Below are 19,129 nucleotides of genomic sequence, written 5' to 3' on the forward strand. Positions count from 1 at the left end.
GGCCCCGTCCCGGCGGTCGGGCCGGGCGCACGCGCGCGTGGCGGCGGGGCCGGCGTCCGGCGGACCGTCGTGCGGACCGTGCCCGCGGTCCTCCTCGTGTCCCTCGCCGCCGTCGGCCCCTGGATCGCGCCGCACGGAGTCGACGAGCCCGTCACCGCGCCGTACGCCCCGCCCGGGACGGACGGGGCGCTGCTCGGCGGTGACCAGCTCGGACGGGATGTATGCAGCAGACTGCTCGCCGGAGGGCGGGAGTTGATCGGTACGTCTCTCGTCGTCGCCCTCATCGTCACCGGTCTCGCGGCCGTACTGGGGACGGCCGGGGCGCTGCGGCCCGCCTTCGGACGGGTCGTCGAGCGGACCGCCGATGTGCTGATGCTGCTGCCCGCCGTCCTGGGCATCCTCCTCATCACCCTGTCCTGGCCGGACGGCGGGCGGCCCGCGGTGATCACGGCCGCGGTGGCCCTGGGAGTCCCGTACGCGGTACGGCTCGTGGCCGGAGCGGCCGCACCCGTCGCCGCCACGGGCTATGTCGAGGCGGCGGTGGCCGGCGGGGAACGTCTGTGGCGCCTCGTGGTGCGTGAAGTGCTCCCCAACCTCCGCTCCACCCTGCTCGTGCTCTTCGGGCTCCGCTTCGTCGCCGCCGTGTACCTCGTCGCCACCGCGGGCTTTCTCCAGGTGGGGCCGCAGCCCCCGGCCGCCGACTGGGCCCTGATGATCCGTGAGAACGGGGCGGGCATCCTGCTCAACCCCTGGGCCGTCGTGGCCCCCGGGATCGCGATCGGACTTCTCGCCATGAGTGTCAACCTTGCAGCCGACGCGCTCGCGCCGCGGACCGGACGGAAGGCGGTGTCGGTGCTGTGACCCACAACAAGGCCCTGTACGGCGGCGGTACGACCCCGGACACGGATCCGGACGCCGGACCGGCCGTACGGGTCGCCGGGCTGACGGTGACCGCTGCCGGCGGCAGTACGCTGCTGGCCGACGGCGCTCTGGAGGCCATGCCCGGCCGTGTCCTCGCCCTCACCGGACCCTCGGGCTCCGGAAAGACCACGCTGCTGCGCGCCGTCACCGGACTGCTGCCCGCCGGGACCTCCCGCACGGCGGGCACGGTGGACGTACTCGGCCTGGACGTCCTGGCCTGCGCCTCGTCGGAGCTGCGGGAGCTGCGCCGGCACCGCGTCGCCTATCTGGGGCAGGACCCCGGTTCGGGCCTCAACCCCCGTATGCGTGTGGGCAGGCTGCTCGCCGAGACCGCCCGGGACGGCTCGCGCGCCGATCTCCTGGCCCTGCTGGACGAGGTACGGCTGCCTGCCGCTCCCGAACTGCTCAAGCGCCGTCCGCGCGAGCTCTCCGGCGGACAGCAGCGGCGGGTCGCACTGGCGCGGGCGATCGCCCGCCGGCCGCGGGTCCTCCTCCTGGACGAGCCGACCGCGGGCCTCGACTCGGCCCTCCGGGACGAGATCGCCGATCTGCTGCGCCATCTGGCCGCCGAACACCGGCTCGCGGTGGTGCTGTCCTGCCACGACCCCGATCTGGTCGGGCGGCTGGCCGACGAGGTGGTGGAGCTGGCCCCGGCGGGCAGCCCGGCACGGAGGCCGGACCTCGCGCTACCGGTGCCCGTGCCGTCCGCGGACGGCGGCCGGGACAGGGGCCGTACCGGACTGGAGGAGACGGGGCGCGCCGATGCCGGAGCCCCGGTCCCGGAGGGGCTGTCGGCGCGCGGGCTGACCGCTCACCTCGGCCGGCGCGGGACCCAGGTGCTGTACGGCGTGGACCTCGACGTGCCGCACGGTGCCTCCGTGGGCGTGGTCGGCGCCTCGGGGGCGGGGAAGACGACCCTGCTGCGCACCGTGGTCGGACTGCAACGGCGGTCCGGGGGCTCCGTGCTGATGGACGGCGTCCCGCTGCCCCCCGGCATACGCGCCCGCAGCCGGGAGCAGCGCCGCCGCGTCCAGCTCGTACCGCAGGACCCGATGGGCGCGCTCAACCCCGCGGTGAAGGTCTCCGACGCCCTCGCCCGCCCGTTGCGCCTGCACCGCCGCTGCGGGCGGGAGGCCGTGCCCGGCCGGGTCGCCGAGCTGCTGGACCGGGTCGGACTGGAGGCCGGGCACGCCGACCGCTACCCGCATGAGCTCTCCGGCGGACAGCGTCAGCGTGTCTCCATCGCCCGCGCGCTGGCCGCCGACCCGAACGTCCTGGTCTGCGACGAGGTGACCTCAGCGCTCGACCGGGAGACGGCGGACGCGGTGATGGACCTCCTGATGGGGCTGCGCGCGGCACAGGGGCTGGCGCTGCTGCTGGTGAGCCACGATCTACGGCTGGTGGCGGAGCGCACCGGGACCGTGCTGGTGATGCACGACGGGCATGTGATCGAGAGCGGCCCGACGGCGGAGGTGCTGGCGGACGCGCCGGGGCGCGGCGAGCGGCGGAGTACGGAAACGGCGCGTGAGGAGCCTGGGCGTACTGATTCCGCGCGTACTGATTCCGCGCGTACTGAATCCGTGCGTACCGGCTCCGTGCGCACCGAGTCCGCAGGTACCGACTCCCTGCGCACCGACTCCGTGCGGACGGAGAAGGACTGACACCGGAGGGCGGCCACGGCCGCTGTCCGACGGGCTCTCTAACCTGGGCGGAGTGGGCAGGCGGAAGCAGGGCGACCAGGGGCCGGACCAAGTGGTCCAGGGCGCGCTCGGGCGCGCGTTGTACGCGGCGGACGACGAGGCCGAGGACGCGCTGGACACCGGGGCCTCGCTCCTCGCCGCGGACGCCGGGCAGTGGCCCGCGGTCGGCCGGGCGCTGCTGCGGCGCGCGGAAGGGCTCGTACGGCAGACGTGGGAGCGGGGCTGGCAGCCGGCCGACGTGGTCCGTACGGTCCGGCGTTCCGCCCCGGAGGATCCGCGGCGCGTGCGACTGGTCATCGACCTGATCGCCGCCGAGGCCCGGCGGTATGGGCCCGGAACGCTGGACGCACGCCGGCTCGCGCAGCTGCGGGAGCTGGGCGCCGACGTGTGGTGGGGCAGCGACGACCGTTTCCTGGAGGAGTTGGGCGGCCGGGAGTCGCTGGACCGGTTCACGCTGGCGGGCTCGCTGCTGGAGCTGCTCCGGCTGCTCTTCCGGCTGCCGAAAATCGAACCCGTGGGCCCGGTTCCCGGTGAGGCCGCCCGGCCCGTACCGGCTTCCGCCTCCCCCGACGAGCCGCGCATGCTGAACCGGATCCGCGGCCTGCTCGCCAAGGCCGAGGCGACCGACTACCCGGAGGAGGCGGAGGCGCTCACCGGAAAGGCCCAGCAGCTGATGGCCCGCCACAGCATCGACGAGGCTCTCCTCGCGGCGGGCGTCGCCCCGGGCCACGCGGAGCTCCCCTCGGCCTGCCGGATCGGCGTCGACCCTCCGTACGAGGCAACGAAGGCGCTGCTGCTGGACGCCGTCGCGGAGGCCAACCGCTGCCGTGCCGTGTGGAGCGGGGAGTTGGGCTTCTCGACGGTCGTCGGCTTCGAGGCGGACCTGGAGGCCGTCGAGCTGCTCCACACCTCGCTGCTGGTGCAGGCGACAGCGGCGATGAACCGGGCCGAGGCGCGCCAGCGGTCCGCAGGCCGCAAGCGGACGAAGACCTTCCGGCAGTCGTTCCTGATCGCCTACGCGAGCCGGATACGGCAGCGGCTCACCGCGGCGACCGAGCAGGTGGTCAGCGAGTCGACGAGCGAGTTCGGCGACCGGATGCTCCCGGCGCTCGCGGCCCGGGACGTCGCGGTCGCGGACACCACGGAACGCATGTTCCCGGCCACCACCCGCCATGCGATCCGCGGCGCACGCGACGCGCAAGGCCGGCAGGAGGGCACGTCCGCGGCCGACCGCGCCACCCTGCGCGACCACCGCGGCTGACCCCCGCCGCCCCCGGGACGGCGGCGGCCCTGCGACGCACCCTCGGCGCCGGGCCTGCTGAAGGTCTCGCCAACGGCCCGCAGCCGGCCGCCCCACCCCAAGCTGCTCACCCTGCTCGGGGCGCGCTCGCCATGGTGGCGTACGCTCTCTGTCCGGCCTGGGAGACCCCACAGCTGCGCGACCGGCCGGCGGACTGGCTCGCGGCGACCGGGCGGTACGCCGCCGCGGTGGTCGGCGCCTACGCGGACCCGGCGGGCCGACGGTGGGCGGACGTCCGCAAGGTACTCCTCGCCGGCCTGGACGCGCGGGCCGCCTGGGACGACGCCCTGGAGCGGGCCGAGCTGGAGCCGGTCCGGCCCCGTGGACTGGCCCGTACGGCGGCGGACGACGCCGAGAAGGCGCTGACCTCTCCGGGACGGGCGGCGATGCTACGCGGACACCTCCCCGCTGGACAGAGAGGCCACCCCGCCGGACAGAAAGGACACGGACAAGCACAAGGACCGGGACAGGGACGGCGGCTGACCGGCCGCCGGGCTCAGCGGCGGGCGCGCGAGGCGTTCGGCGGCCGGACGAACTGCAGGGCGAGGGTGGCCGGCGGCTCCGCTTCGCCCGGTCCGCCCGCGGCGGCCCAGGCCAGTATGTCGTCGGTGCAGTGGTCGTCCGCGGCCCAGCCGACCCACGTGGCCCGTCCGCCCTTGCGACGCCCTGCGCCGGACGGCTGCACCACGACGACGTTCGCGTACTCGCACGGCCCCAGGCAGTCGGTGGTGCGTACCGCAAGCCGCCCGCCCGAACCGGCGGCCGCCGCCTCCAACCGGTCCAACTGCCCCTGGTGGTCGACTCCGGGGTGCTTGCGCGGATCACCGCAGCAGCACCCCCGGCAGACGACAAGGGTGCACGGCCGGGCGGCGTAGGCCCTGAAGGGAACTCCGGTGCGCGTCACGGTGATCGATCGTACGACCCGGCCCCTCCGGCCCTGCGCAGCGGTCCTCGGCTCCGGCGACGCTGCGGCATCTCCGCTCCGGACCGCGCCCCCCGCTCCTGAACGCACAGGCCCGCAGGCCGGCTCGTACGGGCCTGCGGGCTTGCGGTGCGCTTCCGTGATTCCGTGACGACTCAGGGAGCCGAGTTCCTCGGATCGGTCGGCACGTCGGCCGGGAAGCGTGCCACCGGCCGCCTCGGTGTACGACTCGGCGCCCGCCATTCGACCTTCTGGGGCTCCCCGTCGGAGGGCGGCGGCGAAGCCACCAGTGCTACCAGCTGGACTTGCGTACGCCCGGCAGGTATCCGGCGTGCGCCTGCTCACGGAAGCGGACCCGGGAGAGGCCGAAGGTGCGCAGATGGCCACGGGGACGCCCGTCGACGGAGTCGCGGTTGCGCACACGTGTGGCGCTTGCGTCACGGGGCTGACGGCGCAACTCCCGCTGCGCTGCACGGCGTTCATCGTCCGGCGTTCCCGGTGCGCTGATGACGGCCTTCAGCAGGGCCCGCCGTGCCGCGTACCGGGCGACGACCGCCCGCCGCTTGTCGTTCTTCGCGATCTTGCTCTTCTTCGCCATCAGATCCGCTCTCCCCGGGCCCGGATGCGGGCCACGGCTTTCTCGATGCCCAGCGCGTCCACCGTCTTGATGCCCTTGGCGCTCAGGGTGAGCCGGACGTGGCGGCCCTCGCTGGGCAGCCAGTAGCGCTTGCGCTGGATGTTCGGGTCGAAGCGCCGCTTGGTGCGGCGGTGCGAGTGGGACACGTGGTTGCCGAAGCCCGGCTTGCGGCCGGTCAGCTGGCAGTGGGCCGACAAGGCTCACCCCTCCTAATGAAAATGGAAACCATTTCTGTATAGTAACCCCCATGGCCCGCAACGAACTACGCCCGGTGATCAAGCTCCGGTCCACGGCCGGAACCGGCTACACCTACGTGACCCGCAAGAACCGCCGTAACGACCCCGACCGGCTCCAGCTGCGCAAGTACGACCCGGTCGTCGGCCGCCACGTGACGTTCCGCGAAGAGCGCTGAGGAGGAAGCACATGAAGCCCGGAATCCACCCCCCGTACCACCACGTCGTCTTCCGTGACGCAGCGGCGGACTTCGCCTTCCTCACCCGGTCCACCGCGACGAGCGAGAAGACGGTGGAGTGGGAGGACGGCAACACCTATCCCGTCATCGACGTCGAGATCTCCTCGGCGAGCCACCCCTTCTACACGGGCAAGGTCCGCGTGCTGGACACCGCCGGACGGGTCGAGCGTTTCGAGCGCCGCTACGGGAACCGTGAGGTCCGCTGATGGAGGCCCCTGACGAACCGGGCCGGCTCCCGGTGGTGCTGGTGGGCGGACTGCACGCCGACGCCCGCCGGACCGCGGTCGAGCAGCTGCTGCGCACGGTGCCCGGCAGTGTGGCGCTCCACCACGATCTGGCGTCGGCCGCCGCGGGTACGGTCCGGCGTACGGTCCGCGACAACGGCGGCGTCCTCGATACGGGCGAGGCTCCGCTGGTCAACGACTGTGCGTGCTGCGCCCTGCGGGAGGATCTCGTACCCGAGCTGGAGCGGCTCTCCGGCAGTGGACTGTGCCGGCTGGCCGTCGTCGAACTGTGGGACTCCGTCGAACCCAAGGCCATGGCCGAGGTGGTGGCCGCGCTCAGCGGTGAGGTCCTGGAGCTCACAGGGGTGATCACCGCGGTGGATCCCGCGCTGCTGGTGCCGTATCTGAGCTGCGGTGACGATCTGACGGACGTGGGACTCGCGGCGGCCGCGAGCGATCAGCGCACGGTCGCGGACACCTGGGCCCGGCAACTGGAGTACCCGACCGTGCTCGCCCTCGCCCCCTCCGCCGGTGACCCGGCCGATGGCTCGGGCGGCGACGGGGAGACCGACCCGGCGGACCTCGCGCTGCTGGCACAGCTCCATCCCACGGCCCGGCAGGTGGCGGTCGGCTCCGGCGAACTGGCGGCGGCCGCTTTCGAGGGCTTCGATGTGGAGGCCGCGGCCGCCCGCCGGCACCCGGCGTGCGCGCTGCTGCCCCAGGAGGCCGACGAACACGGTGTCATCACGGCCGTATGGCACCGCACCCGGCCCTTCCATCCGGAGCGGCTGTACGCGGCGCTGGAGGACCTGACCTGTGCGGCCGCCCGGAGCCGGGGCCGCTTCTGGCTGGCCGACCGGCCGGACACGCTGCTCTCCTGGGACGCGGCGGGCGGGGCCCTGTGCGTGGAGAACGCCGGTCCCTGGCTCGCCTCGCTCCCCGACGCGGCGTGGGAGATGGTGCCGCCGATACGGAGGGCGGCGGCCGCCCTCGACTGGGATTCCGAGCACGGCGACCGCGCCCAGCACCTCGTCTTCACCTCGCCCGGACTCGACCGCGAGGGGCTGTTCGAACTCCTGGAATCCTGCCTGCTCACCGACGTCGAGTACGAGGCCGGGCGCGAGGCGTGGAAGCGGCTGCCGCCCGCCTTCGATGCCCTTCTCGACCCTGTTTCCTGAATACCTTCGAAAGAAAGGCCCGGTTGTTCCATGGCCCGCCGTCCCGACGTCCGCAGGAATGCGAAGCCCCGGCCCAACCCATTGGACGCGGCCGGCGTCACCTATGTCGACTACAAGGACACCGACCTGTTGCGGAAGTTCATCTCCGATCGGGGCAAGATCCGTAGCCGCCGCGTGACTCGCGTCACGGCCCAGCAGCAGCGGCAGATCGCCCGCGCCATCAAGAATGCCCGGGAGATGGCTCTGTTGCCTTATTCCTCGGCGAAGTAGATGCCCGGTGCACGGTGCGGAGTGTGTCCACCACGAGCCGTGCACGTGCATTCGCGCATGCAGTCGCATGTGAACGCCGCTATGATCCGGGGCAGTTGACTTCTGTACTTCCCGGGAGAGTCCTGTGCACCACGCGTACAACGGCATGGCGGCAACGGACCTTCAGGGGGTCGTATGGCGGAAGAGCGGGCGCAGCAACTCCCAGGGTGCGTGTGTGGAGTTCGCCAAGCTGCCGAGCGGTGGCGTGGCCGTCCGCAATTCGCGGTTTCCGGACGGCCCCGCGCTCATCTACACCTCCGCGGAGGTGGAGGCCATGCTGCTCGGGGCCAAGGACGGGGAGTTCGACCACCTCGTGGCCGACTGATTCCCGCGGATTCTCCGGGGGCGGTACGGCGCACTGTGCGACCGTTATACGGCGATGGCGCTCCGGGCTGCCGCGCCCGGCAGCCTGAACAGTGCCCAGACGACCTTGCCCCGCAAGGTCCCGGCGAGCGGGTGCCAGCCCCAGTTGTCGCTGAACGCCTCGACGAGATACAGGCCGCGCCCCGATTCGGCCGAGCCGTCCGGGTCGGTGGGGGAGACGTCGCCGGCGACCGGGCTCTCGTCGCTGGGATCCCGTACGGCGCAGACCAGACGTGAGGTCCAGCGCATCAGATGGAGACGGACCGGTGGCTGCGGTGCCGCGGCCGAGTCCTCGGGAAGCCCGTGGCGCAGGGCGTTGGTCACCAGTTCCGAGACCACGAGCGCCACATCGTCGAACTGCTCGCTCAGATCCCACCGGCACAGGGCGGCCTCGGTGAACTGCCGGGCCCCTTTGACCGATTCGTAGCGCGCCGTCAGTGAACAGGAGACGGAACTCGACACGGATGTGGGGTCGATTGGGAGGGGGCCCTGCCGTAACGGCTCGAGCAAGGTCGATCCTTCGGTCCCCATGCGAGGCACTCCTGGCCCTATAGGAATCGGTCAAGGCGGCGTTCTGGTGCTCGTGCACCATCGTTCCCAATGCGCACGGCAGATGCAAGGGCAGATGCACGTGCACGCGCCCGTCTTGGGGTTCCCCGGGGTGGTTCCGCCGTAATTCTCCCTGCGGCCGGATTCCTAGCCTCTGCGGGCAACTTCTTGTCTCTGTAACCGGACAGGCACGCAACGGAGCCCGGAGATGGCAGACTGCGGCCGACGGTCGGAGCACATCACCAACGGAGAGCGGCAGTCGGGACATGGGCACAGTGCAGCCGGACAGGGGGCACCTCCCAGCGGAGGCCGGGGGAGGAACGGGCGGAGCGGGGGGATCGAGTGGTTCCGTGGTGCGCCGCATCCTGCTCGGATCCCAGCTCAGGCGGCTCCGGGAGTCCCGTGGCGTCACGCGTGAGGCCGCCGGTTACTCGATCCGCGCCTCCGAATCGAAGATCAGCCGCATGGAGTTGGGCCGGGTGAGCTTCAAGGCGCGGGATGTCGAGGACCTCTTGACCCTCTATGGGGTTGTCGACGGAGCCGAGCGGGACGCCCTGCTGAGCCTCGCCCGGGAGGCCAATGTGACCGGGTGGTGGCACAGTTACGGCGATGTGCTGCCGGGATGGTTCCAGACGTACGTCGGCCTCGAAGGCGCCGCCTCCGGCATCCGCAGCTACGAGGTGCAGTTCGTGCACGGGCTGCTGCAGACCGAGGAGTACGTCCACGCGGTCGTCACCCGGGGCCAGCCCGAGGCCCCGCGCGGTGAGGTCGAACGGCGCGTCGCCCTGCGCCTGGAGCGGCAGAAGCTGCTGGTCTCCGAACGCGCACCCGACTTCCACGTCGTACTCGACGAGGCCGCTCTGCACCGCCCCTACGGCGGCAGCAAGGTCATGCGCGGCCAGCTGCGGCACCTCATCGAGATCTCCGAGCGGCCCAATGTGACGCTCCAGGTCATGCCGTTCGACTTCGGCGGCCATGCGGGCGAGAGCGGTGCCTTCACCATGCTCAGCTTCCCCGAGTCCGATCTGCCCGACGTCGTCTATCTGGAGCAGCTCACCAGCGCGCTCTATCTCGACAAACGTGATGAAGTCGCCCAGTACGAGCGGGCGATGGAGCGGCTGCACAAAGACGGTCTCACCCCGGGGCGTAGCCGCGAATTGCTGGCCCGGCTCGCCCAACGCGCCTGATTCATCGCTACTATGACGGCCCGTCACAAGATCTGTTTCTGCGGGCGTTCGACCGGCGCCCCGTCCTCCAGACAGGGATGGCATGTCGTACTTCACAGACCTGGCCCACCAGTACATAGACGGTGAGTGGAAGACCGGCAACGGCTCCTGGGACATCATCGACTTCAATCCGTACGACGGGGAGAAGCTGGCCTCCATCACCGTGGCTACCGTGGAGGAGGTGGACCAGGCGTACAGGGCGGCGGAGCGCGCGCAGCCCGCCTGGGGCGCCACCAACCCGTACACGCGCCGTCTGGTGTTCGAGCGCGCCCTGCGCATCATCCAGGACCGTGAGCAGGAGCTCACCGAGGCGATCATCGCGGAGCTGGGCGGCACCCGGCTGAAGGCGGCGTTCGAGCTCCATCTCGCCCAGGAGTTTCTGCGCGAGGCGATGCAGCTTGCGCTACGTCCCGAGGGCCGCATCCTGCCCTCGCCGGTCGACGGCAAGGAGAACCGCCTCTACCGGCTGCCGGTCGGGGTCGTCGGCGTCATCAGCCCCTTCAACTTCCCCTTCCTGCTGTCGATCAAGTCGGTGGCACCCGCGCTGGCCCTCGGCAACGCCGTGGTCCTCAAGCCGCACCAGAACACACCGGTGGTCGGCGGCGGCCTGGTGGCCAAGGTGTTCGAGGACGCGGGCCTGCCCGCCGGTCTGCTGAACGTCGTGATCACCGATATCGCGGAGATCGGCGACGCACTGATCGAGCACCCGGTGCCCAAGGTCATCTCCTTCACCGGCTCGGACAAGGTGGGCCGACACGTCGCCACCGTGTGCGCCGCGAACTTCAAGCACGCCGTCCTGGAACTGGGCGGCAACAGCGCGCTCATCGTGCTGGACGACGCCGATCTCGACTATGCGGTGGACGCCGCGGTGTTCAGCCGATTCGTGCACCAGGGCCAGGTCTGCATGGCGGCGAACCGCGTACTGGTGGACCGCAGCATCGAGCGGGAGTTCACCGAGAAGTTCGTCGCCAAGGTCAGGACCCTGAAGGTGGGCGACCCGGCGGACCCGGAGACCCATATCGGCCCGCTGATCAACTCATCGCAGGCCGAGGCGGTCTCGTCGCTCGTCGAGCAGACGGTGGAAGCGGGGGCGACCGCGCTGGTGCGCGGCACCACCGAGGGCAACCTGGTGGCGCCGTCGGTGCTCACCGGGCTGGCGGCCGATTCACCCGTCCTCCGTCAGGAGATCTTCGGGCCGGTGGCTCTGGTCGTGCCCTTCGACGGGGAGGACGAGGCGGTACGGATCGCCAACGACACCCCGTACGGCCTGAGCGGCGCGGTGCACACGGGCGATGTCGAGCGCGGTGTCCGTGTGGCTCAGCGCATCGAGACCGGCATGATCCACATCAATGACAGCACCGTCCACGACGAGCCGATCGTGGCGTTCGGCGGCGAGAAGCACTCGGGGCTCGGGCGGCTGAACGGCGAGTCCATGGTCGAGGCGTTCACCAAGCAGAAGTGGATCTCCATCCAGCACGGCCGCAGCGGGTTCCCCTTCTAGATCTCCCGGATGTGCCACCCCTTCCGTGCGCCGCGGCCCCTTGAGGACAGGACCTGACCGCAAGGGGCCGTAGCTTCGTCGGTGTCAGGACGGCGCAGGAATCCCGGAGGCGGACATCATGGTCACTCACGTTCAGGCAGAGGCCCGCGGCGACGAGCGAGGTGCGCTGCTGGCGTTCGCCGAGGCACAGCGCGGAGCCGTCCGCCGGTCCGTACTCGGCCTGACCGAGGAGCAGGCCGCGAGCAGGCCGAGCGCCAGTGAGCTCTCCCTGTCCGGGCTGCTCAAGCATGTCGCGGAGACCGAGCTCGGCTGGCTCCGGATGGCGCAGCAGCTGCCCCCGGCGATCCAGCGGACCCCGGAGACCTGGGCCGACAGCTTCCGCCTGGTGGGGGACGAGACGGTCGCCGGAACGCTCGCCGCCTGGGAGAAGACCGCTCGCGAGACCGAGGAGTTCATCCGCTCGGTGCCGAGCCTGGACGACACCTTCCCGCTCCCGGAAGCCCCCTGGTTCCCTCCGGGCGGCCAGGTGTCGATGCGCTGGCTGGTGCTGCATCTGGTCGAGGAGATCGCGCGGCACGCGGGCCACGCGGACATCATCCGCGAGTCCCTCGATGGGAAGACGGCGTTCGAACTCGTCGCGGAGGCCGGTGTCTAGGTGTATTGCCCACGAGCGTTGTGGACATTGGGTGGGCTTGATCAATAGCGAAGACCTCCGGTGTGGTGGAGGTGTCGAATCTTCAGCACACAACGGAGGTCTTCGTGTCCCACCGTCATGCCCGCCTGACCGTTCTGGGCAGGCGGACCCTGGTCGAGCGCGTCCGTGCGGGGCGTCCGGGCCGGTCCTCGAGGATCGGCCCGCGGGGTCGGATGCAGAGGGCACTCCCCGGCCTTTTGCTGGGGGCCCTCCCAGCGGTGGCTGGAAGGTGCCCCCGGCGCCGCGGGCCCGAGAAGATCGCCCGGACAGGGCGTGCCGTACGCACGTCCGCCCACGGGGAGGCGTCGTGCGCGGCCGGGCGGGAGGTGCCCGGTACGGCCTAGGGTGGCGCCGTACGGCAATGGGCTGATGGGGAGATACGGGCGATGTCAGCGATCCGGCTGCTGGTGCTGGGAGCGGTCCGCCAGCACGGGCGGGCTCATGGCTACCAGGTGCGCAACGACCTGGAGTACTGGGGCGCCCATGAGTGGTCCAACGCCAAGCCCGGCTCGATCTACCACGCCCTGAAGCAGATGGCGAAACAGGGCGTGCTGTTCGCCCATGAGGTGGCGCCGAGTACCGCCGGCGGTCCGCCGCGTACCGAGTACGAACTCACGGAGGCGGGGGAGAAGGAGTACTTCCATCTGCTGCGGGAGGCCCTGTCCCGGCACGACCAGAAGATCGATGTGCTGTCCGCCGGTATCGGCTTCATCGTCGACCTTCCCCGCGAGGAGGCCGTGGAGCTCCTCCGGCAGAGGGTCCGGGGCCTCGAGGAGTGGCGCTCCACGGTCACCGACTACTACACGCCCGACGAGGGGCCCGAATCGATCGGGCACATCGGCGAGCTCATGAACATGTGGCTGCACTCCGCGGACACCGGCGCAGCGTGGACGCGCGGGCTGATCGAGAGGATCGAGGGCGGCGCGTACACCTTCGCGGGGGAGGGGGAGCCGTTCGTGGGTGTTCTCCCGGAGGGTGTGGAGAACCCCTATGCGACCGGGGCTCCCGAGTAATCACGTTCCCCCCTGGCCGGGCGGCAGCTGATTGCGGTGGTCCGGTGATTGCGGTGGTCCGGCCGACGCCGCTGCTCGTGTTGTTCTTCCCGTCGGCGGCCCCCCGGCGTGAGGTAACGGGACCCGCCGGACGCGGTTCCGCCGCATCGCGCACCGCTCGTGGCGCCGCCTGCGGACCGGGTTCGCCCCGTGGTGCCCACCGCACCGGGTTCCGCCGCATCGCGCCGGGCGTGGCGCCGGCGGCGGCTGCATCCGTGACGCGAGAGAGCCGCGGAGACGGCCGCTCGGACGAACTGAGCGCGTGAGAGGGGCCTACCGCTCGGATGGACTGAAGGCGGGAGCAGGGCTGAGCGCGTGAGGGGGGCCTACCGCTCGGATGGACTGAACGCGGGAGCAGGGCTGAACGCGTGAGGGGTGAGAGCGTCCGGGGCGTGTGGGGCTGCTGACGTGGCGCCGTCGCCTTGAGGCCCTGGGCGGAACCTCACGGCTGCCTGCGGTGTAACACAGGTACAGGGCGCCCGAGGAGGGCGCCGCGTACGGGGGAGGGACTAATGATGGAACGCGGTCGCGACGGAATCGGGACGCTGCAGCGGCGCCGTCTGGCGCCGGAGTTCGGGGAGCAGCCCGCGGAGGTCTTCCAGGAACATCTCGGCGAGATCCGGGGTGAAGCCGTTACGGCACACCACCCTCAGGACGGACAGGTCCTCCCGGTGCGGCGGGAAGGTGTAGGCGGGCACCAGCCAGCCGCGTTCCCGCATCCGCCGGGACACGTCGAAGACGTCGTAGGACCGGATGTCCGCGGCCGTGGTGAAGGCGAACACCGGGAGGTCCTCGCCGCGGGTCAGCAACCGGAAGTCGCCGATGGCCTCGATCCGTTCGGCCAGCGACCGGGCGACATCCCGCGCGCTCCGCTGGACGGCTCGGAAGCCGTCCCGGCCGAGCCGCAGAAAGATGTAGTACTGGGCGGCGACCTGGGCGCCCGGGCGGGAGAAGTTGAGCGCGAAGGTGGGCATGTCGCCGCCCAGGTAGTTGACCCGGAAGACGAGTTCTTCCGGAAGGTTGTCGGCCGTCCGCCAGAGCGCCCAGCCCACCCCCGGGTACACCAGCCCGTATTTGTGACCGGAGGTGTTGATCGAGGCGACGCGCGGCAGTCTGAAGTCCCACACCAGATCGGTGTCCAGGAACGGGGCGATCATCGCGCCCGAGGCACCGTCCACATGCACCGGCACATCCAGGCCGGTGTGCTCCTGAAGCGTGTCCAGTGCCGAGCACAACTCCGCCACCGGTTCGTAGGAACCGTCGAAGGTCGAACCGAGGATGGCCACCACCCCGATGGTGTTCTCGTCGCAGAGATCGGCGGCCGCTTGCGGATCGATGTGGAAGCGGTCGCCCTCCATGGGGACTTGGCGCGCCTCGACTTCCCAGAAGTTGCAGAACTTGTCCCAGCACACCTGGACGTTGATGCCCATCACCAGATTGGGTCTGGCTGCCCGGGGGTAGCGGTCGGCGTTCCGCTGGGCCCAGCGGCGTTTGAGGGCCATTCCGGCGAGCATGCACGCCTCGCTCGACCCCGTGGTGGAACAGCCCACGGTGGTGCTCGGGTCGGGGGCGTTCCACAGATCGGCCAGGATCGCCACACACCGGTGCTCCAGCTCGGCGGTGCGCGGGTACTCGTCCTTGTCGACCATGTTCTTGTCTCGGCACTCGGACATCAGCTCGCCGGCCTGCGACTCCATCCATGTGGTGACGAAGGTGGCGAGATTGAGACGGGCGTTGCCGTCGAGCATCAGTTCGTCGTGGACCAGCTGATAGACGGATGCGGAAGGCATCGGGCCGTCCGGCAGCCGGTGGCGGGGAGGTGCGGCGGTCACTCCGCCCACGGGATCGGCCGGTCCGAAGAAGGGGTTGACCGACAGTCCTTTCCGTCCCGCCTGGGCGGTTCCCGGTCCCTTGTGCAGCGACATACGGACGTTGCCCTTTCAGCCTTCGGTGCCGAGCCCGGCCCTTTCGTGACGATACGGGTGAGCAGGGCATATTGCCCGCCTGGGTGGGCTGGTTGCCGTATGGGGCGGCTCCGTCAGCGCAGCGGACCGCCGTCCTCGCGCAGTTGCATCAGCGGATGTCCGCTGACCAGCAGCCACGCGGGGAGTGAGGCCAGGCACAGCACGGGCAGGACAGTGACGTCCGACGCCAGAACGGCTGCCGTGAAGAGGCTCAGCCATCCCTGGCGGGTGAAGGCCATCAGGACGCCGAGCACGGCGCACACCACGGCGAGGATGATATGGACCTGCGGTACGACCGCATGGGCGAACAACCCCCTGGGGCGACCCCCGCGAACACCGCGGGGAAGATCCGTCCGCCGCGGAAGCCGCAGGCGGCAGCGACCACCAGGGCGGCGGCCTTGACCCCCGCCATCAGGGCGAGTCTTCCGGCGGACCATGAACCCGGGTCTGCGGTCAGCTCCTTCACCTGGCCCAGTCCCTTGAACAGGGTCAGGTGTCCGCCCAGTGCACCGAGCAGCCCCAGCAATCCACCGGCCGTGGTCATCGCGACAGGATGCCTCAGCCGCTGGAAGACACGGTGCGCCTGCGGAAACGCGTACACGGCCGCCATGCCCAGCACCGCGCCGGCCGATGCGACGACCAGTGCGCCCAGGATGTCGGTGTATCCGGGCCCCGGAAAGCCGGGGAGGTTCATATCGAAGGCCGGGTCGGCGATGAGCACCGTGGTGAGCCCGCCCGCGCTACCGGCGACCAGGGGAGCGAACAACTGGTCCCACAGCGACACTCTCCCCGGACCGGTGGCCGGTCGGCCGACGAGGCTCTCGGTGAGGATGAGCGCCGCCGCGACAGGCGTACCGAACAGCGCCCCGATCGTGCCCGCGGCTGCCAGCGCGATCCACAGCTCGGCCAGGGAGCCGGGGAACGCCTTGGTGCCGAGCCAGTAGGCGAGCGCGATATTGGCAGCGGTGATCGGGTTCTCCGGCCCCAGGCTCACCCCGCCCGAAAGGGCGAGGGCCGATGCGAGCAGCAGCCCCGGCACCACCCTGGGCGGGACCGGCGGGTCCACCAGCCGGTCGTGGCCGGGTCCTGGCCCGCGTGGCCGGGTACCTTCCACACCACCAGGCCCACGGCCAGGCCGGTGGCGGTCAGGGTGGTGATCATCCAGCCCGCCGACCAGCGGCCGAACCCCAGTGCCTCCGGCAGCGTCTTCCACAGCACGTCCTCAAGTGCCGCGGAGAGTTCGCTCACCCCGAGCAGAAGCAGGGCGGCCGCGACCCCGACCACCAGCGCCGGAAGGAGCAGCGGCAACAGCGATCGTGGGCCGATGGCGGTGCGCTGAGCGGAGGCTTCCGGTACCACGGCCACACCATGTCCGTACAAATAGGAACAAATGCTTGAGAAACTCGGGGGTTGCATCTCACGTGGCGTGAGGTCTCAGGCTATGGAGCGCACGCAGAGAGGAGCGGAGGCGATGAGCTACTCCGTAGGACAGGTCGCAGGTTTCGCCGGTATCACGGTGCGCACCCTGCACCACTACGACGAGATCGGGCTGCTCTCCCCGAGCGCCCGCAGCCGGGCGGGCCATCGGCGTTATGACGACGTCGACCTCGACCGGCTGCAGCAGATCCTGTTCTACCGGGAGCTCGGCTTCCCCCTCGAGGAGGTGGCGGTCCTGCTCGACGACCCGGACGCCGATCCGCGGGAACACCTGCGGCGACAGCACGAGCTGCTGTCCGCCCGGATCGCCAGGCTGCAAAGGATGGCCGTCGCCGTCGAACACGCCATGGAGGCACGGAAGATGGGGATCAACCTCACACCCGAGGAGAAGTTCGAGGTCTTCGGCGACGCCGACCCGGACCGGTATGCGGACGAGGCCGAGCGTCGCTGGGGCGGCTCCGACGCCTACCGGGAGTCGCAGCGCAGGACCGCCTCGTACACCAAGGACGACTGGCTGCGGATCAAAGCGGAGGGCGCCGAGAACAGCAACGCCTTCGTCGCCCTCCTGGAAGCCGGTGCCGCGCCGGACTCCCCGGAGGCGATGGACCTCGCGGAGGAGCACCGCCTGCAGATCAGCCGGAACTACTACGACTGCACCTATGAGATCCACACCTGTCTCGGTGAGATGTACGTCGCGGACGAGCGCTTCACCGAGACCTTCGAGCGGATCAAACCCGGGCTGGCCGGCTATCTGCGCGAGGCGATCCTCGCCAACGCGGTCCGGAACATATGACAACGGGGGCCCCGGCTGCGCGCGCCGGGGCCCGCGCACGACCCCCTCAGGCCATGTGCCCGCCGGGGCCGGCGCATGGCCTCACGGGGTCATGACTGCGGCGCCAGGACGACCGCGGTGCCGTACGCGCACACCTCGGTGCCCACATCCGCGGCCTCGGTCACATCGAAGCGCATCATCAGCACGGCGTTCCCGCCCCTCGCCCGGGCCTGCTCGACCAGCCGTTCCATGGCCTGGTTGCGGGTCTCCACCAGAGTCTTGGTCAGCCCTCTCAGCTCGCCGCCGATCATCGACTTCAGGCCCGCACCGATCTGACTGCCGAGGTGTCGGGACCGCACCGTGAGGCCGAAGACCTCGCCGATCACCTGCTGTACGTGGTAGCCCGGTACGTCATTGGTCGTCACCACCAGGACATCGGACTGGGGAGCTTGGCCGCCTCCGAACTCGTCGATGCTCATCGCACCCACCTCCTGCCGAAAGGATCACGTGCCGGGAGGAGGGGCGCACCCGGGGGACCGTACGTTGCGCTGTCCGGCGTATGCCGCCGGAGGTCCGGGGCGTGCCGGCAGAGGTGGTGGCCGTGCCCGGCGAGACGGACGTATGCCCGCAGAGGCCGGGTAGGGCGCCGTGGGGCGTACTGGAACCGAAGGGCCCGTGCTCGCGTTGATAGCTTTGGGCAGCACGCAGCACGCAGCACGCAGCACGCAGCACGCAGCACGCAGCCCCATACCTGTGCCCGGGCCCCGCTTGAGCCTGCGCCCTCGACCCAGGAGCCTGTCAACGTGACCACCCTCGCGCTCGGCCCCAGCTGGCTGGACCCGGACTTTCTGATCCAGAACTTCGGTCTGCTCGGCGTCATGACGATCGTCTTCGCCGAGTCCGGCCTGCTCATCGGTTTCTTCCTGCCGGGCGACTCGCTGCTCTTCACCACCGGTCTGCTGGTGGTCACCGACAAGCTGCACCACCCGCTCTGGCTGGTGTGCACGCTCATCGTCGCCGCCGCCATCATCGGTGACCAGGTCGGCTATCTCTTCGGCCGCAAGGTGGGCCCGGCGCTCTTCCGGCGGCCCGACTCCCGGCTCTTCAAGCAGGAGAACGTCGAGAAGGCCCACGAGTTCTTCGAGAAGCACGGTCCGAAGTCCCTGATCCTGGCCCGCTTTGTGCCGATCATCCGTACTTTCACGCCGATCATCGCCGGCGTGAGCCGGATGAACTACCGCTCTTTCATCACGTTCAACGTCATCGGCGGCGCGCTGTGGGGCGCGGGTGTCACGCTGCTCGGCGCGGCGCTCGGCCAGGTCGATTTCGTGCACCAGCACATCGAGATGATCCTGGTGGCGATCGTGCTGCTGTCGGTGATCCCGATCGTGATCGAGTACCTCCGTGCGCGCCGTCAGTCCAGGAAGGCCGAGCCGACGGCCCCGCAGGAGCCGGGCGAGAGCCAGACGGCGTCCCAGCGCGGCCGCCACGCCAAGCGCTGATGCTCCGGGCGGGCACACCAAGCGTTGGCCTCCCTGGCCGCCAGACTCAGGTTGATTCCTCCGGCTTTCACGCCACACGTTGATCTCCCGGGCGCGCAAACGCCGGACGCCGGCCTTCCAGGCCCTTCACTGTGTGCTGATCTCGCTGCTGCCGTGACCTCGCCGAGACGCTCCGACGCCACCCGGGCGCACGGGGCCCCGCCCGAGCGCACCGGGCCCCGCTGGTGCCTGCGCCTCACTGGGGCCCGTACCTCGCCGCCCGCAGTTCGCCGGGGCCCGCCCGTGCCCGTACCTCGCCGCTCGCAGTTCGCCGGGGCCCGCCCGTGCCCGCACCTCGCAGCCCGAGTGCTCCCGGCCCCGCTCGTGCCCGCACCTCGCCGGGACCCCGCCCCGGCCCGCGCCGGGC

Annotated in this window: 20 protein-coding genes and 1 pseudogene; 14 read left to right on the forward strand and 7 right to left on the reverse strand. The window is 70.9% G+C overall.

Going from position 1 to position 19,129, the window contains the following annotated elements:
* Window positions 1-69: 69 nt before the first annotated feature.
* Genes ACTWQE_RS17760 through ACTWQE_RS17770 form a run of 3 tightly spaced genes read left to right on the forward strand, consistent with a single transcriptional unit; the run spans window position 70 to window position 3,882 of the window.
* On the forward strand, window positions 70-861 hold the full coding sequence (locus tag ACTWQE_RS17760; RefSeq protein WP_443329980.1) for an ABC transporter permease: 792 nt from the start codon (window positions 70-72) through the stop codon (window positions 859-861).
* On the forward strand, window positions 858-2,582 hold the full coding sequence (locus tag ACTWQE_RS17765; RefSeq protein WP_443329932.1) for an ABC transporter ATP-binding protein: 1,725 nt from the start codon (window positions 858-860) through the stop codon (window positions 2,580-2,582). Before ACTWQE_RS17760 ends, ACTWQE_RS17765 begins: the two co-directional genes overlap by 4 nt.
* Before the next feature lie 52 nt (window positions 2,583-2,634).
* Complete coding sequence (locus ACTWQE_RS17770) at window positions 2,635-3,882, forward strand: DUF2786 domain-containing protein (protein ID WP_443329933.1); 1,248 nt, start codon at window positions 2,635-2,637, stop codon at window positions 3,880-3,882.
* Between the two features lie 535 nt (window positions 3,883-4,417).
* On the opposite strand, the gene ACTWQE_RS17775 is transcribed toward ACTWQE_RS17770, so the two are convergent.
* The 3 genes from ACTWQE_RS17775 to rpmB form a co-directional block, all read right to left on the reverse strand.
* Entirely contained in the window at window positions 4,418-4,831 is a 414-nt protein-coding gene (locus tag ACTWQE_RS17775) for a (2Fe-2S) ferredoxin domain-containing protein (RefSeq protein ID WP_443329981.1), read from the reverse strand.
* Between the two features lie 304 nt (window positions 4,832-5,135).
* Window positions 5,136-5,441, reverse strand: coding sequence for a 30S ribosomal protein S14 (rpsN, locus tag ACTWQE_RS17780; protein WP_443329934.1), 306 nt, complete (start codon window positions 5,439-5,441; stop codon window positions 5,136-5,138).
* Window positions 5,441-5,677 carry a 50S ribosomal protein L28 gene (gene rpmB / locus ACTWQE_RS17785; protein WP_443329935.1) on the reverse strand — a complete coding sequence of 79 codons (237 nt, stop codon included), beginning with the start codon at window positions 5,675-5,677 and terminating at the stop codon, window positions 5,441-5,443. The genes rpsN and rpmB overlap by 1 nt, the downstream gene beginning before the upstream one ends.
* Before the next feature lie 50 nt (window positions 5,678-5,727).
* Between rpmB and rpmG the strand changes: the two genes are divergently transcribed.
* The 5 genes from rpmG to ACTWQE_RS17810 all read left to right on the forward strand — a co-directional run bounded on the left by rpmG (window position 5,728) and on the right by ACTWQE_RS17810 (window position 7,988).
* Window positions 5,728-5,892: a 50S ribosomal protein L33 gene (gene rpmG, locus ACTWQE_RS17790; RefSeq protein WP_443329936.1), complete on the forward strand. Its 165-nt coding sequence runs from the start codon at window positions 5,728-5,730 to the stop codon at window positions 5,890-5,892.
* A gap of 11 nt (window positions 5,893-5,903) precedes the next feature.
* Window positions 5,904-6,158, forward strand: a complete 255-nt coding sequence (locus ACTWQE_RS17795; RefSeq protein ID WP_443329937.1) for a type B 50S ribosomal protein L31 — start codon at window positions 5,904-5,906, stop codon at window positions 6,156-6,158.
* Window positions 6,158-7,354 carry a CobW family GTP-binding protein gene (locus ACTWQE_RS17800; RefSeq protein ID WP_443329938.1) on the forward strand — a complete coding sequence of 399 codons (1,197 nt, stop codon included), beginning with the start codon at window positions 6,158-6,160 and terminating at the stop codon, window positions 7,352-7,354. Before ACTWQE_RS17795 ends, ACTWQE_RS17800 begins: the two co-directional genes overlap by 1 nt.
* A gap of 30 nt (window positions 7,355-7,384) precedes the next feature.
* Window positions 7,385-7,624 carry a 30S ribosomal protein S18 gene (gene rpsR / locus ACTWQE_RS17805; protein WP_443329939.1) on the forward strand — a complete coding sequence of 80 codons (240 nt, stop codon included), beginning with the start codon at window positions 7,385-7,387 and terminating at the stop codon, window positions 7,622-7,624.
* A 124-nt stretch (window positions 7,625-7,748) separates the two neighbouring features.
* The gene (locus tag ACTWQE_RS17810) at window positions 7,749-7,988 is read left to right on the forward strand and encodes a DUF397 domain-containing protein (protein ID WP_443329940.1); all 240 of its coding nucleotides are present in this window, start codon (window positions 7,749-7,751) and stop codon (window positions 7,986-7,988) included.
* 44 nt (window positions 7,989-8,032) lie between these two features.
* On the opposite strand, the gene ACTWQE_RS17815 is transcribed toward ACTWQE_RS17810, so the two are convergent.
* Window positions 8,033-8,557 (reverse strand): ATP-binding protein, encoded by a 525-nt coding sequence (locus ACTWQE_RS17815; RefSeq protein ID WP_443329941.1) that lies wholly within the window; start codon window positions 8,555-8,557, stop codon window positions 8,033-8,035.
* 368 nt (window positions 8,558-8,925) lie between these two features.
* Here ACTWQE_RS17815 and ACTWQE_RS17820 point away from each other — a divergent pair, with 368 nt between their 5' ends.
* From ACTWQE_RS17820 to ACTWQE_RS17835, 4 genes are all read left to right on the forward strand, one after another.
* Window positions 8,926-9,762: a helix-turn-helix domain-containing protein gene (locus ACTWQE_RS17820; RefSeq protein WP_443329942.1), complete on the forward strand. Its 837-nt coding sequence runs from the start codon at window positions 8,926-8,928 to the stop codon at window positions 9,760-9,762.
* A gap of 82 nt (window positions 9,763-9,844) precedes the next feature.
* Entirely contained in the window at window positions 9,845-11,302 is a 1,458-nt protein-coding gene (locus ACTWQE_RS17825; protein WP_443329943.1) for an aldehyde dehydrogenase family protein, read from the forward strand.
* A gap of 118 nt (window positions 11,303-11,420) precedes the next feature.
* Window positions 11,421-11,957, forward strand: coding sequence for a DinB family protein (locus ACTWQE_RS17830; RefSeq protein WP_443329944.1), 537 nt, complete (start codon window positions 11,421-11,423; stop codon window positions 11,955-11,957).
* A gap of 425 nt (window positions 11,958-12,382) precedes the next feature.
* Window positions 12,383-13,009: a PadR family transcriptional regulator gene (locus ACTWQE_RS17835; protein ID WP_443329945.1), complete on the forward strand. Its 627-nt coding sequence runs from the start codon at window positions 12,383-12,385 to the stop codon at window positions 13,007-13,009.
* A gap of 548 nt (window positions 13,010-13,557) precedes the next feature.
* Here the strand turns inward: ACTWQE_RS17835 and ACTWQE_RS17840 are convergent.
* Window positions 13,558-14,973, reverse strand: coding sequence for a glutamate decarboxylase (locus ACTWQE_RS17840; protein ID WP_443329946.1), 1,416 nt, complete (start codon window positions 14,971-14,973; stop codon window positions 13,558-13,560).
* A gap of 113 nt (window positions 14,974-15,086) precedes the next feature.
* A pseudogene (locus tag ACTWQE_RS17845) lies at window positions 15,087-16,428 on the reverse strand (ion channel protein).
* 55 nt (window positions 16,429-16,483) lie between these two features.
* Here ACTWQE_RS17845 and ACTWQE_RS17850 point away from each other — a divergent pair.
* Entirely contained in the window at window positions 16,484-17,242 is a 759-nt protein-coding gene (locus ACTWQE_RS17850; protein ID WP_443329947.1) for a MerR family transcriptional regulator, read from the forward strand.
* 89 nt (window positions 17,243-17,331) lie between these two features.
* Here the strand turns inward: ACTWQE_RS17850 and ACTWQE_RS17855 are convergent, their stop codons facing one another.
* Window positions 17,332-17,700, reverse strand: coding sequence for a YbjQ family protein (locus ACTWQE_RS17855; RefSeq protein WP_443329948.1), 369 nt, complete (start codon window positions 17,698-17,700; stop codon window positions 17,332-17,334).
* Window positions 17,701-18,024: 324 nt separating this feature from the next.
* On the opposite strand from ACTWQE_RS17855, the gene ACTWQE_RS17860 reads away from it, so the two are divergent.
* Window positions 18,025-18,723: a DedA family protein gene (locus ACTWQE_RS17860; RefSeq protein ID WP_443329949.1), complete on the forward strand. Its 699-nt coding sequence runs from the start codon at window positions 18,025-18,027 to the stop codon at window positions 18,721-18,723.
* The last annotated feature ends 406 nt before the right edge of the window (window positions 18,724-19,129 follow it).

It is taken from the genome of Streptomyces sp. 8N706, assembly GCF_052245415.1.
Taxonomy (GTDB): Bacteria; Actinomycetota; Actinomycetes; order Streptomycetales; family Streptomycetaceae; genus Streptomyces.